The sequence below is a fragment of the Mesorhizobium sp. M7A.F.Ca.ET.027.02.1.1 genome, from assembly GCF_004022985.1.
In the GTDB taxonomy this organism is placed as follows: Bacteria; Pseudomonadota; Alphaproteobacteria; order Rhizobiales; family Rhizobiaceae; genus Mesorhizobium.
On the sequence record NZ_RZOL01000136.1, the window covers coordinates 1 to 14,612 of the forward strand.

General features: G+C 65.1%; 12 protein-coding genes and 2 pseudogenes. 7 read left to right on the forward strand and 7 right to left on the reverse strand.

Annotation, left to right across the window (positions count from 1 at the left end):
* The 6 genes and pseudogenes from EN749_RS16545 to EN749_RS16570 all read left to right on the forward strand — a co-directional run.
* Positions 1–1,611 (forward strand): ABC transporter substrate-binding protein (locus EN749_RS16545; protein WP_128363551.1); only part of this gene is annotated, 1,611 nt, incomplete at its 5' end.
* Positions 1,612–1,878: 267 nt separating this feature from the next.
* Complete coding sequence (locus tag EN749_RS16550; RefSeq protein WP_128363552.1) at positions 1,879–2,865, forward strand: ABC transporter permease; 987 nt, start codon at positions 1,879–1,881, stop codon at positions 2,863–2,865.
* Positions 2,862–3,692, forward strand: coding sequence for an ABC transporter permease (locus EN749_RS16555; protein ID WP_128363553.1), 831 nt, complete (start codon positions 2,862–2,864; stop codon positions 3,690–3,692). The genes EN749_RS16550 and EN749_RS16555 overlap by 4 nt, the downstream gene beginning before the upstream one ends.
* Positions 3,689–3,898 (forward strand): annotated as a pseudogene (locus EN749_RS38815) (ATP-binding cassette domain-containing protein); the annotation flags it as partial. The gene EN749_RS16555 and the pseudogene EN749_RS38815, both read left to right, overlap by 4 nt.
* Positions 3,899–4,137: 239 nt before the next feature.
* Positions 4,138–4,701 (forward strand): annotated as a pseudogene (locus EN749_RS38825) (ATP-binding cassette domain-containing protein); the annotation flags it as partial.
* Positions 4,698–5,501 (forward strand): dipeptide/oligopeptide/nickel ABC transporter ATP-binding protein, encoded by an 804-nt coding sequence (locus EN749_RS16570; protein ID WP_128363554.1) that lies wholly within the window; start codon positions 4,698–4,700, stop codon positions 5,499–5,501. The pseudogene EN749_RS38825 and the gene EN749_RS16570, both read left to right, overlap by 4 nt.
* Before the next feature lie 25 nt (positions 5,502–5,526).
* Here the strand turns inward: EN749_RS16570 and EN749_RS16575 are convergent, their stop codons facing one another.
* Positions 5,527–6,138: an NAD(P)-dependent oxidoreductase gene (locus EN749_RS16575; RefSeq protein WP_127322455.1), complete on the reverse strand. Its 612-nt coding sequence runs from the start codon at positions 6,136–6,138 to the stop codon at positions 5,527–5,529.
* Between the two features lie 41 nt (positions 6,139–6,179).
* A complete protein-coding gene (locus EN749_RS16580; RefSeq protein ID WP_128363555.1) occupies positions 6,180–6,818 on the reverse strand; it encodes a DsbA family protein in 639 nt (212 codons plus the stop codon).
* A 130-nt stretch (positions 6,819–6,948) separates the two neighbouring features.
* Between EN749_RS16580 and EN749_RS16585 the strand changes: the two genes are divergently transcribed.
* Positions 6,949–7,866: a LysR family transcriptional regulator gene (locus EN749_RS16585; RefSeq protein WP_128363556.1), complete on the forward strand. Its 918-nt coding sequence runs from the start codon at positions 6,949–6,951 to the stop codon at positions 7,864–7,866.
* A gap of 12 nt (positions 7,867–7,878) precedes the next feature.
* Here EN749_RS16585 and EN749_RS16590 read toward each other — a convergent pair whose 3' ends face one another.
* The 5 genes from EN749_RS16590 to EN749_RS16610 are packed head-to-tail and all read right to left on the reverse strand — an operon-like array spanning position 7,879 to position 14,576.
* Positions 7,879–9,495, reverse strand: coding sequence for a GMC family oxidoreductase (locus EN749_RS16590; protein WP_128363557.1), 1,617 nt, complete (start codon positions 9,493–9,495; stop codon positions 7,879–7,881).
* Complete coding sequence (locus tag EN749_RS16595) at positions 9,492–11,006, reverse strand: FGGY-family carbohydrate kinase (RefSeq protein WP_128363558.1); 1,515 nt, start codon at positions 11,004–11,006, stop codon at positions 9,492–9,494. The genes EN749_RS16590 and EN749_RS16595 overlap by 4 nt, the downstream gene beginning before the upstream one ends.
* A gap of 22 nt (positions 11,007–11,028) precedes the next feature.
* Complete coding sequence (locus EN749_RS16600) at positions 11,029–11,847, reverse strand: aldolase (protein WP_189367568.1); 819 nt, start codon at positions 11,845–11,847, stop codon at positions 11,029–11,031.
* A 14-nt stretch (positions 11,848–11,861) separates the two neighbouring features.
* Positions 11,862–13,559 carry a glycerol-3-phosphate dehydrogenase/oxidase gene (locus EN749_RS16605; RefSeq protein WP_128289676.1) on the reverse strand — a complete coding sequence of 566 codons (1,698 nt, stop codon included), beginning with the start codon at positions 13,557–13,559 and terminating at the stop codon, positions 11,862–11,864.
* Between the two features lie 21 nt (positions 13,560–13,580).
* Positions 13,581–14,576 carry an aldo/keto reductase gene (locus EN749_RS16610; RefSeq protein ID WP_128289675.1) on the reverse strand — a complete coding sequence of 332 codons (996 nt, stop codon included), beginning with the start codon at positions 14,574–14,576 and terminating at the stop codon, positions 13,581–13,583.
* Positions 14,577–14,612: the final 36 nt, after the last annotated feature.

The window sequence follows — 14,612 nt, forward strand, 5'->3', positions numbered from 1 at the left end:
ATGTCAGGTTTCACGATTTCCAGACGCACGATGCTTGCCGGCTCGGCAATGCTGCTGGCCTCCACCGCAATGCCGGCACCGGGCTGGGCGCAGACGCCAAAGAAGGGCGGGCGGCTGGTGCTTGCCGCCGATTCCGAACCGCGCAACCTCAACCCGGCGATCGTCGCCTCCAACGGCGTCTTCTTCATCTCCAGCAAGATCGTCGAAACGCTGGCCGAAGCCTCCTTCGACGGCAAGGACGGTCTCGCGCCACGGCTGGCGCTGAGCTGGGAAGGTGCCGCCGACGGGCTCTCGGTGACGTTCAAACTGCGCGACGGCGTCAAATGGCATGACGGCAAGCCGTTCACCTCGGCCGACGTCGCCTTCTCGGCGCTGCAGATCTGGAAGCCGCTGCAGAATCTCGGCCGCACTGTGTTCAAGGATCTGGCCAGCGTCGACACCCCCGACGATCTCACCGCCGTGTTTAAGTTCGCCAAGCCGACGCCGTTCCAACTGATCCGCAACGCGCTGCCGGCGCTGAGCAGCGTGGTGCCGAAGCACATCTATGAGGTCGGCAAGATCGCGGAAAACCCGGCCAACAACGCGCCGATCGGCACCGGACCGTTCAAATTCGGCGAGCACAAGGCCGGCCAATATTACCGGCTGACGAAGAACACCGATTACTGGGGCAAGGACGAGCCCTATCTCGACGAGATCATCTATCAGGTGCTGCCGGATCGCACGTCAGCGGCGAGCGCGCTGGAGGCTGAAGAGATTCAGCTGGCGGCCTTTTCCGCCGTGCCGCTGGCCGACCTCGACCGCATCTCCAAGGTGCCGGGCCTGAAGGTGATTTCCAAGGGCTATGAAGGGCTGACCTATCAGCTTGTCGTCGAGATCAACCATCGCCGCAAGGAACTGGCCGACGTCAAAGTCCGCCAGGCGATCGCGCATGCCATCGACAAGGATTTCGTCGTCAAGACGGTGTTCCTCGGCTATGCCGCGACAGCCACCGGCCCGGTGCCGAAGAACGATCCGCAATTCTACACCGCCGACGTGCCGACCTATGCCTTCGACGTCGCCAAGGCCAACGCGCTGCTTGACGAGGCTGGCTACAAGAAAGGCGCCGACGGCAACCGCTTTTCGCTCAAGCTGCTGCCTGCGCCCTATTTCAACGAGACCAAGCAGTTCGGCGACTATCTGCGCCAGGCGCTCGCCGCCATCGGCATCGATGCTCAGCTGGTCAACAACGACTCGGCCGCGCACATCAAGGCGGTCTACACCGACCACGCCTTCGACCTCGCTGTCGGCCCGCCGGTGTTCCGCGGCGATCCGGCGATCTCGACCACCATTCTGGTGCAGAGCGGCATTCCGGACGGCGTGCCGTTCTCCAACCAGGGCGGCTACAAGAACGACGCGCTCGACGCGCTCATCGCCAAGGCGTCGGAGACGCTCGATACATCAGCCCGCACCGACCTCTACAAGGAATTCCAGAAGGAGGTGGCCACCGACCTGCCGCTGATCAACGTCGCCGAATGGAGTTTTATCAGCGTCGCGCGCGACACGGTCGGCAACATCGCCAACAACCCGCGCTGGGCGGTGTCGAACTGGGCGGACACGTATTTGGAATCGTGACAGAATTGCGCGGATGAAAATTCGCGAAATCAGCGTAGGCGTTGAGCCCTACGAGGCCCCCCTCTGTCCTGCCGGACATCTCCCCCTCAAGGGGGGAGATTGGCTGGCCGCACCGTCGGCTGATTTTCCTGCAGCGTCGAACATTGGCGAAACCATAAATGACTTCCGATCTCCCCCCTTGAGGGGGAGATGTCCGGCAGGACAGAGGGGGGCGCTCAGGCGCGACATCTCTCTTGGGCGACTCAGTGCCAAGCCTCCGACGCCCCCATGACCCGCGCCCTCACGCTGCTCCGCCGTCGCCTCGTCGGCAGCATCTTCGTGCTGCTGATCGTCGTCATCGGCACGTTCCTTTTGCTCGAGGCCGCCCCCGGCGATGCGGTCGATGCCTATATCGTCTCGACTGGTGGCGACGCCGGCATGATCGAATTGTTGCGACATCGCTGGGGCCTCGACCAGTCGGAGCTGACGCGGCTCGCCAATTACCTCTGGGCGCTGTTGCATCTCGATCTCGGGCAGTCGGTGACCTTCTCCAGGCCGATCCGCGACGTGATCCTCGAACGCCTGCCCAACACGCTGCTTTTGATGGTCAGCGCCACCGCGCTTTCCTTCGGGCTCGGCTCGGCACTCGGCATCTATGCCGGCGCGCGTCCGGGCAGCTTCCGCGACCGCTTCCTGTCGATCGGCTCGCTGGCGCTCTATGCAGTGCCGGGTTTCTGGCTCGGCCTGGTGCTGATCGTCGTCTTTGCCGTCGACCTGCGCTGGCTGCCGATCGGCGGCATCGAAACCCTGGCCTCTGACAAGTCCGGTCTTGACCGCGCCGCCGACATCGCCGTCCATCTCGCCCTGCCCGTTTCCGCCCTCGGCTTCATCTATCTGGCGCTCTATCTGCGCATGATGCGCGCCGGTATGGCCGAGGTCTGGCGCCTGGATTTCGTCCTGGCCGCGCGCGCCAGGGGATTGTCACGCCGCCGCATCGTGCTCGCCCACGTCGCCCGCAATGCACTGCTGCCGCTGGTCACCATGCTCGGCCTGCAGTCGGCGCAGATGCTCGGCGGCAGCGTCGTCATCGAGAGCGTTTTTTCCGTGCCCGGCCTCGGCCGGCTGGCGCAGGAGGCGGTCGCCTCCCGCGATACGCCGCTTCTGCTCGGCATTATCCTCACCAGCGCCGTCCTGGTCATCGTCATCAATTTGCTCGTCGACATCGCCTACGCCTTGCTCGATCCGCGCGTCGGCGCCAGCGAGGCCGGTGCGTGAGCCCGCTCCGCCGCTTTCTGCGCACGCCCGAGGCGGTCGCCGGCGCCATGCTCCTGGCGGCGCTGATCGCCATGGCGCTGTCGGCGTCGCTGCTGTTCCCCGGCGATCCGCAGGCCATCGCCGGCCCGGCGCTGCTGCCGCCGTTCCAGGACTGGTCGCTGCCGCTGGGCACCGACCGGCTTGGCCGCGACGTGCTGGCCGAGCTTTTTCATGGCGCCCGCACATCGCTGGCTGTCGGGCTCGCGGCCGCGGCCGCCGCACTTGTCGTCGGCGCCGTGGTCGGCACATTGGCCGGCTTTGCCGGCGGCCTCGTCGACGAGGTGCTGATGCGCATCACCGACGCCTTCCAGACCGTGCCGAGCTTCCTGCTGGCACTGGCCTTCGTCAGCGTCGTCGGACCGTCGCTCGGCGTCGTCGTGATTGCCATCGCGCTCGGCACCTGGACCGGACCTGCTCGGGTCGCCCGCGCGGAAGTCCTCTCCATTCGCGAACGCGATTATGTCGCCGGATTGAGGGTCATCGGCATGCACCCGCTGGCGATCGCCTTTCGCGAGGTGCTGCCCAATGCCCTGCCGCCGGTGCTGGCGATGTCGTCGGTGATCGTCGCCGCCGCGATCCTCACCGAAGCGGCGTTGTCGTTCCTCGGCCTCGGCGACCCCAACCGGGTCACCTGGGGCGGAATGATCGCCGAAGGCCGCGCTGTCCTGCGTACCGCACCCTTCCTGTCGATTGTCCCGGGCATAGCGCTGGTGCTGACCGTGCTCGGCGTCTATCTCGCCGGCGAAGGCATTGTCGAGACGACAGCGGTCAGGAGAGGCCTGTCGTGACCACGCTCGCTTCGATCCGCGACCTGACGGTGACCTACCGGCGTGACGGCAATGAGGTGGCAGCGCTGAGGAGTGTAAGCCTCGATATTGCCAATGGCGAACGCCTCGCCATCATCGGCGAAAGCGGTTCAGGCAAAAGCACGCTGGCACTGGCGATTGCCGGGCTACTGCCTGCGTCCGCCAAGGTTGATGGGCGGATCGATTGGTTCTTACATCCGCCGTTGGGCGCCAAGGCGCCCCCCTCTGTCCTGCCGGACATCTCCCCCTCAAGGGGGGAGATTGGCAGTTTCGCTGTCGGCTCATCTCCTGCAACGTTGGTGATTGGCGAAGGCGGAAATAAGGGCGTAATCTCCCCCCTTGAGGGGGAGATGTCCGGCAGGACAGAGGGGGGCCTCGTAGGCGCGAAGTCCGAAAGTCTTCCCTCAAACAGAGCTACATCCCCCGCCTCGGCCGCGACATCGGCTTCGTATTCCAGGACCCCTCAGCCAGCCTCGATCCTGTCATGACCATCGGCAAGCAAATCGCCGAAGTCGCCCGCACCCATCTCGGCCTCACCTGGTCCCAGTCCTATGCCAAGGCCAAAAGCCTGCTCGAGCGCGTCCGGCTGCCGGACCCGGACTCAGCCTTGCGCGCCTTCCCGTATCAGCTTTCCGGCGGCCAGAAGCAGCGTGTGGCGATCGCCGCCGCCATTGCGGCCGGTCCGAAGTTGCTGATCGCCGACGAAGCGACCAGCGCGCTCGATACCATCGTGCAGGCGGAGATCGTCGCCTTGATCAGGCGCCTGGTGACCGAGGACGGCATGACGCTGCTGTTCATCAGCCACGACATCGCGCTGGCGGCCGAGCTTGCCGAGCGCATCGCCGTTTTCCGTCATGGCCAGTTGGTCGAGCTTGGCATGACGGCGCAGATTGTCGGCGCCCCGGCCCAGCCCTATACGCGTGCATTGCTCGACGCCCATATAGGCCTCGACACCAGGCCGTTGCTGGACCGAGCCGGGCTCCACGCATGAGCCTGCTGCTGGCGGTGTCCAACCTCACCAAGCGCTACCATCGCGGCGGCAAGACCATTGCTGCCGTCGACGATGTCTCCTTTCACATCGACCCCGGTGAGACGCTGGCGTTGGCCGGACCTTCCGGCAGCGGCAAGTCGACGATCGCGCGGTTGGTGCTGCGATTGATCGAGCCGGACGACGGACGCATCGACTTCGAGGGCAGTGATTTCCTGGCCTTGAGCGGCGCCAAGCTGCGAGCACGCCGCGCACGCCTGCAAATGGTGTTCCAGGACCCATTGGCCGCCTTCAATCCGCGCGCCACGGTGGCGCGTGTGCTCGACGATCCCTTGCGCATCCATGGCATCGCCTCCCGCGGCGAGCGGCCGCGCCGCATCGCCGCCTTGCTGGAGCGCGTCGGGCTGACGGCTGATCTCGCCCCACGCGCCATCCACGAAATCTCCGGCGGCCAGCGGCAGCGCGTCGCCATTGCCCGCGCCATCGCCACGAAGCCGTCGCTGATCGTGCTCGACGAGGCGGTGTCGGCGCTCGACGTCTCCGTACGCGGGGAGATCCTCGAGCTTTTGCTCGACCTGCAACGCCAGGAAAAGATCGCCTATCTCTTCATTTCACATGATCTCGGCGTCATCAGGTCGGTCGCCCACCGCGTCATCCTTCTCGATGCCGGACGGATTGCCGAAAACTGCGATGCCCAAACCGTCATCGACGCACCGCAATCGGCCATCGGCAAGGCGCTGGTGGCGGCAGCACCGAGATTGAACCGGACCCTGATGCGGCTGGCGTCGGCCGGCCCCGATTGAGACCCGGCCGCCGCCACCCGTTCGCTCAATAGCCGACGGTGAAGCGCTGCCTGATATGGGCCGGCTTCTCGATCTCGTCGACCATGACGATCGCATAGTCCTCGAAGGAAATGCTGCTGCCCTTGTCGGAGGCGAGAAGTGTATCCTTGCCGAGGCGGAATTTGCCTGTGCGCTCGCCAGGCACGAACATGGCGGATGGCGACAGGAACGTCCAATCGAGGTCGTCGACCGTCTTCAATCTGTCCAGGAAGTCGGCGCCCTTCTGCGCTTCGGCCTTGTAGATATCAGGGAAGTCGGGGCTATCGACCAGCCGCTTGCCCGGTGCGACTTCGAGACTGCCGGCGCCGCCGACGATCAGATAGCGCTTCACGCCGGAGGCGCGCACCGCCTCGATCAGCGTATCGGCATCGCTGTCCAGGAAATGCACGGAGCTGATCACCGCGTCATGGCCGCGGATCAGGTCCGCGAGACCTTGTCTGTCGAAGACATCGCCTTTCCTGGCCGTCACGCCCGGAAGGGCGACGATCTTTTCCGGGTTGCGCGCAATGCCGGTGACGGTGTGGCCGCGATCGGAGAGTTCCCTGAGAAGGCGCGAACCGACAGCGCCCGATGCACCAATGAGAGCGACTTTTGCCATGTCTGTTTCCTTATTTCTTGTTGGGGGTCTGGAGGATGGGATCACGCCGCCGCGATATGGGCGACAAGATTGTCGAAGCTGCCGAACAGCGCGTTCGAACCGATGAGCCGGGGCGCATCATTGCGGATGACCGAGAGCGAAGGCACGCCATCGGCATGCAGGCGCTGGAACAGCGCACGGCCACGGCCAACCAGATCGCGGTGAGCCGTCAGCAATGTTTCGGTCGGCGCCTTGAGCATTTCGGTGGCGTCCGCCATGCCGGCGGCGGCGAGCACCTCGGCCACACCGCCGATCGTCACGACATCGCGTCCTTCTACATAGCGCGCATGCTGGATCGTCTTCAGCGCCGCAAGCCGGCGGCTGGGATCTTCCAGGCCAGCGGCACTGATGCCGAGTGTGGCGGCATGTGAATCGAGCAGGGTCCCACGGACATTGAGGACATTGTGCCGATAGGCCGGCGTGAAGGATTGTCCGGTCAGGCGCTCGATGCGCTGGTCGTTCGCCCAGGCATGCGCCGCAAAGCCTTCATCCATCGGACGCGCGCCGGCGCCGGAAAACAGGCCGGTCGGCAGCAGTTCGACGTTCAGGCCGGCGGCCGACAACCGGTCGAGCATCGGGGTGGCGCCATAGCACCAGCCGCAGAGCGGATCGAAAAGATAGGTCACTTCTGAATTGCTCATAGTCGCTGCCATTCCTGCCCGGCCACCGGACTCGTCGAGGCCGTCGCTCATATGTGGCAGACGGCAGCCTTGCGATAAATGGCGCCCAATTATACAAACTGTCTGATCTGATCATACAAAGGCTGCCAGCTTGGCCGAACTTCTGAACCTCAATCGGCTCGCCTACTTCACCACGGTGATGGAAACCGGCTCTTTCACTGCCGCGGCCGACCGGCTTGGCGTCGCCAAGGCCGTGGTCAGCCATCAGATCGGCAAGCTCGAGGAGGAACTGGGCGCAACGCTGCTGCAGCGCACGACCCGGCGTGTCACGCCGACCGAAGAGGGCCGCCTCTTCTATGACCGCGCGATGATCATCCTGCGCGAAGCGGAGGCGGCCTATGGCGAAATCTCGCGCGGGGCCGTCGAACCGAGCGGAACGCTGAGGCTGACGGCGCCACTCGACTACGGCACCAAGATCGTGGCTCCGGTCATGGCCGCCTATCTCAGAACCTACCCGCATATGCGCGTCGAGGCGATCTTCGACGACGCCGTCAGCAATCTGGTGGACGAGCAGATCGATCTCGGCATCCGCGTCGGCTGGCTCACCGATTCCTCGAACCAGGCGCGGCGCCTGGGGACGATCCGGCAGATCGTGGTGGCGAGCCCTGGCTTCGCGGCGAGCCTGCCGCCCGACGTGACGCCGCGCCAGGCAAGATCGCTGGCCTGGGTCGGCAACACCCAGTTGCGCGGCATCGGCCAATGGCTGTTTTCCAGGGACACTGAGACGGTGCTGACCGAACTCAATCCGGTCATCATGTGCGACAAGAGCCCCGCCGCCCTGGCTTGCGTGCTCGCCGGCATCGGGCTCGGCGTCTTTCCGGACTACAGCGTCAGCGACGATATCGCCGAGGGGCGGCTGGTGCCGGCATTTGCCGACTGGAGCCTGCCGTCAGGCGGCATCCACGCGGTCTTTCCGCCGGCCCGGTTCCGGCCCGCCAAGGTGCGCACCTTCGTCGATCTGCTCGCGGCGGCCGAGAGACGGCGATCGCGCGGTGTTGCCGCGGCTTGAAGCCGATGGCGGTCAGCGGGCCTCTTGCAGGATCATCTCGGCTGCCTTTTCCGCGATCATGACGACCGGCGAGTTGGTGTTGCCCGAGACGATTGTCGGCATGATCGAGGCATCGACCACGCGCAGCCCGCCAAGCCCGTGAACACGCAGGCCCTCGTCGACCACCGCCATCGTATCCGAACCCATCTTGCAGGTGCCGACGGGGTGGAAAATCGTCGTGCCGATATCGCCGGCCTTGCGGATGAGCTCTTCGTCGCTGTCATACTGCGTGCCGGGCAGCATCTCTTCCGGCGCAAAGCGCGCCACCGCCTGTGCCTTCATCAGGCTGCGGACATGGCGCAACGACGCGACGGCCACGCTGCGGTCTCCCTCGGTGGAAAGATAGTTCGGCCGGATCTTCGCCGCCTCCCGCGCGTCGGCTGAACCCATGTGCACGCTGCCCCGGCTTTCCGGACGCAGATTGCAGACCGAGACGGTGACCGCGGGAAAGCGATGCAGGGGCTCGCCAAGACGGTCGGTGCTCAACGGCTGCACATGATATTCGAGATCGGGCGTTGCGAGGCGCGGATCGCTCCTGGCGAAGATGCCGAGCTGGCTCGGCGCCATCGACAGCGGCCCGCTGCGCTTGAGCGCGTATTCCAGCCCCATCGACGCACGGCTGACCAGATTGTGGTAGCGCTGGTTGAGCGTGGCGGTGTTGGCGACCTTGAAGACGGTGCGGATCTGCAAATGGTCCTGCAGGTTTTCTCCGACGCCCGGCAAGGCGTGACGAACATCCACGCCGATGCTCGAAAGCAGGTCGGGGCGGCCCACCCCCGACAGTTCGAGCAGCTTCGGCGAGTTGATGGCACCGGCCGCAAGGATCGTCTGTCCAGCGCGGACCTGATGCAGGCGGCCGCCTCGGCGGAAAATCAGGCCGGTGACGCGCCGGCCGTCGAATTCGAGCCGTTCGGTCTCCGCGCCGAGCACCACGCGCAGGTTCTTGCGCGCCGCTATACCGCGCAGGAAGGCCTTCGATGTGTTCCAGCGCACGCCCTTCCTTTGGTTGACCTCGAAATAGCCCGAGCCTTCATTGGTGCCGGTGTTGAAGTCTTCGGTGCGCGGAATGCCGAGTTCCTCGGCCGCGTCCCGGAAGGCGTCAAGGATTGGCCATGACAGCCGTTGCCGTTCGACCCGCCACTCGCCGCCGCTCCCGTGCATGGCGCCTTTGCCGCCGTGATAGTCTTCCGATTTGAGGAAATAGGGCAACACGTCGTCCCAGCCCCAGCCGGCATTGCCGGCCTGACGCCAGCCATCGTAGTCGGCTGCCTGGCCGCGCATGTAGATCATGCCGTTGATCGATGAACAGCCGCCAAGCACCTTGCCGCGCGGATAGTTGAGGCTGCGTCCATTGAGACCGGCTTCCGGCTCGGTCTTCATCATCCAGTCGGTGCGCGGGTTGCCCATGCAGAAGAGATAGCCGATCGGGATATCGACCCAGTGATAGCGGTCGCTGCCGCCGGCCTCGAGCAGCAGCACATTGTTGCGCGGATCGGCGGAGAGCCGGTTGGCGAGCACGCAGCCGGCGGAGCCGGCGCCGACGATGACGTAGTCGTAACTGCCGAACGGGGACGGTGGAGCTTCGGTCACGTGCGCGCCTGCTGTCCGGCGATGCGCTCCCACATCGGGGTCATCGCCTGGTTGATCTCGCCGTACAGTCGATACCGTCCCGCATATGCATCGGCAACCGCCTCGTTGGGTACAAAATGTCGGGCGGCCGCAGTCATGGCGGCGGCACCTGCGCTGTAGTCCGCGAAAATGCCGACGCCGGTGCCCGCCGCGATCGCCGCTCCCAGCGCGCCGGTTTCGCGGCTGCGCGCCACGGTGACGGGCACGCCGAGCACATCGGCGAATATCTGCGGCCAGACGCTGCTGCGCGAGCCGCCGCCCGACAGCACCACCTGGTCGAAATTAGCGCCCGCTTTGTGCAAGGTCTCGACATGGCGCTTATGCTCGAAGGCAACGCCCTCGAACAGCGCACGCAGCAGATGGGCCCGGCTGTGCCAGCCGGCGATGCCGTAGAAGCCGGCGCGCGCATGGCCATTCTGCTGCGAGCCGTAGAGGAAGGGATGATAGATCGGGATGTCGCTGTTGGGATCGACGGACGCCACCAGTTCGCTGCACAATTCGAACGGCGACTTGCCGGCTTCGCCACCATGTTCGAGGAATTCGCGAACGATCCATTCGAGATTGGCGGCCGAGGTGGCACTGGATTCGATCGCCAGATAGCGCTGGCGGTCGAAAGTCGACAGCATGAAGATCGACTGGTCGCGGATCGGTTCGTCGGTGATGACCTGGTTGATGCTCCAGGTCCCTGCGATAACCGATGCGGCGCCGGTTCTGGTCACGCCCGAACCGACCGCGCTGGCGACGACATCGAACAGCCCGGCGACGACCGGCGTGCCGGCGCGCAGTCCCGTCAGGGCCGCCACCTCCGCTCTGACATGACCGGCAATGTCGGCCGATTCCAGCACCGGCGGCAGCAGGTCCATGCAATCGCCGAGCCCATAGGCGGCAAGCAGGTCCGGCTCGTAGCGGCGGTCCTGCATCTGCAGCAGGCCGCAGCCCGACATATCTGAACTATCGCTGCTGCGCGCGCCGGTCAGGCGGTTGACGACGAAATCCTTGCACAGGAATACAGTTCCGATGCTGGCGAACAAGGCCGGCGAAAAGCGCTTGAGCCAGGCAAGCAGGGTCGGCGTCTGCGCCGCCCACGGCCGTTGCAGGCAATGTGCATAGGTGCGGTCGCCGACATTCTCTTTTGCCCATTCGGCGACGATGTCGACCGCGCGTGTGTCGAGCGACTGGATGCCGATCAATGGCGCGCCCGTGCGATCGAGCGCGTAGAGCCCGTTGCCATGGCCGGCGCAGCCGATGGCGACGATCTCGCCGGCGTCGATGCCGGCTTCAGCAATGCATTGACCAATGACCGAGACCGCGTTGCGCCAGAGTTCGTCGAGGTCGCGTTCGACATGTCCGGGCTTTGGCATGGATGAGCGGCCGTCACGGGCGGCGAATGCCAGTTCGCGGCCGGACAGGTCGAAGAGGATAGCCTTGATGACGGTGTTGCCGGCATCGAGACCGAGAATATAGCTTGCCATTGGCGCCTCCCGAGGCCGCAGCCTAGGCCTGGTTGTACAGATCCCAGGCCGTGCTGCCATCGGCATCGTCGTGAATGATCGCCATCAGCCCGCGCACGACAGCGCTCGGGTTGGCGTGCTGGTAGATGTTGCGGCCATAGACCATGCCAAGCGCACCCTGTGCCATCAAGGCGGCCGACTTGTCGAACACGGCACGCAGATCCTCCTTGCCGCCGCCGCGCACCAGCACCGGGCAGCGCGCCGCCTCGACGACGCGGTGGAAGTCGTTGGGATCGGTGGTCGGATCGGCCTTGACGATATCGGCGCCCATTTCACGGGCAAGCCGGGTCAAGGTGACGATCTTTTCGGCATCGCCGTCGACCATGTAGCCGCCATGCTCTGCGACCGGCAGCATGGCCAGCGGCTCGATCATCAGCGGCAGGCCGTATTTCTCGCAATCGGCGCGCACGCGGGCGATGTTCTGCACGCATTGCCGGAACAGGTCGGGTTCGTCGGGCAGCATGAACAGATTGACCACGACGCAAGCCGCATCCATCTCGATGGCGCCAAGCAAGGGCTCGGCTTCGTTCTGCAGCACCGCCCACATCGCCCGGTGGCGTATCCTGTTATAGGGATTGCCCATGTCGATGCGCATCACCAGCGCCGGCTTGTCCTTGCCAGGCACGGCCTGCAGCAGATCGGCCTGGCCGTAGTTCATCTGGATGGCGTCGGGGCCGGCCTTGACCAACTGATTGACCACACCGGCCATGTCTTCCAGCCCGGCAAGGAAGCTCGGCTCGTTGCAGACACCGTGATCGATGGCTACGTCGAGGCAGCGGCCGCCATCGAACAGCCGGTTCATGCGGACTTTCTTGTTTATGCGCATAGGGCGCTCCTTTGATGCGTCTGGAGATCGATGCCGTGCCGGTAGGCCAGCAAGGTGAGGAAGGTCGCGCGCTCGGTGGCGGCCTCGCTGGCGCTCCAGCCCTTGTGCGCCGCCAGCATGTCGAGAACGGCATTGACGAGGTCGAAGCTGAGACCGCCCGAAATGGCGATGGTGGTGCGGCGCAGGAACAGGTCGGCGAGGCACTCGACCTGCTCGCGCTCGATGATGCGCCCTATCTCGTTTGCCGAATAGTCCGACCGCGGCAGCATCTGTTCGCCCGCCGGGTGCGAAACGAAATCCCTGGCCGACGTGCCATAGCGCTGCAGAAGTGTGCGCGCGCGCTCGACCGGCAGGCCATGCTCGGCGGCGAATGACGCGCACCAGGCGTCCGGATCGGCGGGGAAATCGCGGCCGCCACCGATGGCCATGTCCTGCGTGCCCTGGCTGCGCGCGAGGCCGAGCCGCTTCAGCGCCATATCGGCGGCCAGCGCTCCAAACGAACGGAAGGTGGTCCACTTGCCGCCGATCATGCACAACGTCGCCGGCAGATGTCCGGCCGGTTCGACGAACTCGCAAAAATGATCGCGCGGTATGCGGCCCGTAAAACTGTCTTCGCTGGCGGGCAAAGGACGCACGCCGGCAAAGCGGAACACGATCTGGTCATCGCTAACCTTGATCGAGGGGAAGACGAAAGCGAGCGACTGCAGGATGTAGCGCTGCTCGTCCTCCTCGCAACGGACCTGGTCCGGATCGTCCACCCGGATGTCGGTCGAGCCGATCAGCACCTTGCGTAGATATGGAAACAGGATGCAGATGCGCCCGTCCTCGTTCTCATAGTAGACCATATGGCCGCCGAGCGCGTCGAACAGTTCGCCGTTGTCGACGATCAGATGCGAGCCCTTGGTACCGCCCATCATCGTCTGCGCCGTTGCCCCGATGGACTTGTTGGTCAGGTCGATCCAGCCGCCGGTGGCGTTGATGACCAGTTGCGGCCGCACCGGCAGCTCTTCGCCCGTCAGCGTGTCGGTAATGGCGAGGCCATCGCCTGTCGACGACACCTGCGCATAGTTCAAGACGCGGGCATTCGTCGCGCTCGCCATGGCGTCCAGCAGCATCTCCAGGCCGAGGCGCTCGGGCCGGCTCACCCAGGCGTCGTAGTAGGTCGCCGAATTGCGGATCGCCGGGTTGATCGCCGGCCATGTCTTCAGGGTTTCGGCGCGGCCCCTGAACCGGTGCGTCGGCATCAAACGCCGTGCAGCGGTGAAAAGGTCATACATGGCGAGCCCGGCCTTGATGACCAGCGCCCCGCGCCGGCTGGGCCGCCGCGTCAGCCCCAGGAAACGCACCGCACCGTTGGCGAGACCCGAGAAAATGTCGAAGATCGGCACCGTCGTCGGTAAAGGGGCCACATAGTGCGGCGCATTTCTCAGCAGCCGGTCGCGTTCGAGCAGCGATTCGCGCACCAGTTTGAACTCGCCGTTTTCGAGGTAGCGCAGGCCGCCATGCACCATGCGCGACAGGGCGGCGCTGGCGCCGCTGCAATAATCGCCCTTTTCCGCCAGCACGACATCGACCCCTTGGAGGGCCAGTTCGCGAAAGACGCTGATGCCGTTGATGCCGCCACCGATGACGAGCACGGCGATATCAGGCCGGTCGCGCAGACCGGCTAACGTATGACTACGGTTCATTGGGGCTGTTGCCTTTTTTGCTCAGGCATCCATCGCGGTGAGATGCGCGGCTGCCGCGGCGTCGATCGCCGCAAGCTCGCTTGCCGCAAGCGTGATCTCGCCGGCCCGTGCATTGTCGAGCGCCTGTTCGGGATTGCGCGCGCCGCACAGGGCGAAGGTGATGCCCGGCTGGGCGAGCGTCCAGGCAATGACGATCTGCGCCATCGACGCCTGGTGGCTCTCGGAGATCGGGGCGATGGCCTCTTTCAGCTTTGCGACCTTCTGCCGGTTGGCCGTGGAAAAGCGTGGGTTGTCCTTGCGCTGGTCGTCGCCGCCGAATGTGCGGCCGGGGTCGACCGTGCCGGTGAGCAGCCCCAGCGCCAGCGACGAGTAGCTGAGGGTGGCAATGTCATGGCGGCGGGTGATCGGCAGCAGGCTGCTCTCGAGGGCGCGGTCGATCATCGAATAGCGCTCCTGGATCGCATCGAGCTGGCCGGCGTCGATATAATGGCCAAGATCCTCGGCGCTGATATTGCTGGCGCCAATGGCGCGGATCTTGCCGGCTGCCTTGAGCTTTTCCAATACCGCCATCGTCTCGGCGATCGGCGTCGTCGGGTCCTGCCAATGGGTGATGTAGAGGTCGATATGATCGGTGCCCAGACGGCGCAGGCTCTGCTCGACCTCATAGGCGATGCCGTCGGCGCCGAGATAGCGATGCACAGGCTTGCCGTCCTGATCGAAGAAATGGCCGCCCTTGCCCGAATGCCAGTTCAGCCCGCATTTGGTCGCGATCACCACTTTGTCGCGCTTGCCCTTGATGGCGGTGCCGACGATCGCCTCGCTGCGGCCAAGACCGTAGGCCGGCGCTGTGTCGATCAGGCTGAGGCCGGCATCGATCGAGGCTTCGATCGCCCTGACCGACTCCTTCTCGTCGGTGCCGCCCCACATCCATCCGCCAATCGCCCAGGTGCCCAGGCCTACAGCCGACGCCGATATGCCGGACTTGCCGATCTGCCGCTGGATCTTTCGAGAATTCATGCTACCTCCTGTTCGGCCAGCTCGAGGATCTGGAGC

Coding starts and splice junctions, on each gene's coding strand:
- EN749_RS16550 (WP_128363552.1), top strand. CDS start 1,879: ATGACCCGCGCCCTCACGCTGCTCCGCCGTCGCCTCGTCGGCAGCATC.
- EN749_RS16570 (WP_128363554.1), top strand. CDS start 4,698: ATGAGCCTGCTGCTGGCGGTGTCCAACCTCACCAAGCGCTACCATCGC.
- EN749_RS16575 (WP_127322455.1), bottom strand. CDS start 6,138: ATGGCAAAAGTCGCTCTCATTGGTGCATCGGGCGCTGTCGGTTCGCGC.
- EN749_RS16580 (WP_128363555.1), bottom strand. CDS start 6,818: ATGAGCAATTCAGAAGTGACCTATCTTTTCGATCCGCTCTGCGGCTGG.
- EN749_RS16595 (WP_128363558.1), bottom strand. CDS start 11,006: ATGGCAAGCTATATTCTCGGTCTCGATGCCGGCAACACCGTCATCAAG.
- EN749_RS16600 (WP_189367568.1), bottom strand. CDS start 11,847: ATGAACCGGCTGTTCGATGGCGGCCGCTGCCTCGACGTAGCCATCGAT.
- EN749_RS16605 (WP_128289676.1), bottom strand. CDS start 13,559: ATGAACCGTAGTCATACGTTAGCCGGTCTGCGCGACCGGCCTGATATC.
- EN749_RS16610 (WP_128289675.1), bottom strand. CDS start 14,576: ATGAATTCTCGAAAGATCCAGCGGCAGATCGGCAAGTCCGGCATATCG.